A 1,056-nucleotide genomic window follows, 5' to 3' on the forward strand; every position below is an offset into this window, starting at 1 on the left:
GCCAGCACCGGCTCAGGCACGTCGGGGTCGGTGAACACCAGGGCGGCGTTCGCCAGCACCGTGGCGGCCCGGGTCGTCAGCAATCCCGGGTCACCCGGGCCGGAGCCCACGTACGTGATGCGGCCGGGTGTCGGCTTACGCCCTCGCGTCGTCATTGTCGCTCCCACGTAACTCGCTTCTAATTTCCTCGCGTCGGGTCTTGCCGCGCGCCGCTCATCAGCTCTCGGGCGCCCAGCTCGAACAGCTCCGCGGCCACCGAGAGCCCAAGCTCTCGTGCCCGACCGGGACTGCCGATACCGGACGCGCGGATCACATCAGACCCGTCCAGCGCCGCCACACAACCGCGCAGCGACAGCTCTTCGAAGATCCGGCCTTCCTCATCGATGGACTCGACCACTTCGGCGATCGCGCCCACCGGTGCGGAGCAACCGGCCTCCAGTTCGGCCAGCAGGGTTCGCTCCGCAGTGACCGACGCCCTCGTGTCGGCGTCGTCCAGTTCCGCCAGCACCGCCGCTAACCGGCTATCGCCGGCACGGCATTCGACGGCGAGCGCGCCCTGAGCCGGTGCTGGCAACATCTGCACCGGCTCTAGCGTCTCGGTGACGTCGTCGAGGCGACCGATCCGGGCCAGTCCCGCCCGGGCTACCACGATCGCGTCGAGATCACCACTGCTTACCCTGTTCAACCTGGTATCTAGGTTGCCTCGTAGGGGGCGGATTTCCAAACCGAGACCCAATGCTCTAAGCTGCGCGGCCCGCCGCGGCGAGGAGGTGCCCACCAGCGAACCGGCCGGCAACTCCGCGAGCACCAGCCCGTCGCGCGCTACCACCGCATCGCGCGGGTCGTTGCGCACCGGTATGGCCGCCAGAGCAAACCTCGGATCCTCGGCGGTGGGCAGGTCCTTGTGGGAGTGCACGGCGGCGTCGACACGGCCCTCTTCCATGGCCTCGCGCAGGGCGGTGGTGAACACACCGACCCCGAGGTCTTCGATGGGCGCCAACGACCGGTCCCCGGCGGTGGTGATGGTCACCAGCTCCGCCGGGTGTCCCAGCGCGA

Annotated in this window: 2 protein-coding genes; both read right to left on the reverse strand. The window is 69.3% G+C overall.

Annotated elements, in window-relative coordinates:
* On the reverse strand, positions 1–155 hold a 155-nt coding region (locus A5624_RS27335), incomplete at its 3' end, for an SAM-dependent methyltransferase (RefSeq protein WP_156748967.1).
* 23 nt (positions 156–178) lie between these two features.
* Positions 179–1,056: hydroxymethylbilane synthase (gene hemC, locus A5624_RS09730; protein WP_066865265.1), on the reverse strand; the 878-nt coding region annotated here is incomplete at its 5' end.

Origin of the sequence: Mycobacterium sp. 1482292.6, from assembly GCF_001672995.1 — a bacterium.
GTDB classification, from domain to species: domain Bacteria; phylum Actinomycetota; class Actinomycetes; order Mycobacteriales; family Mycobacteriaceae; genus Mycobacterium; species Mycobacterium europaeum_A.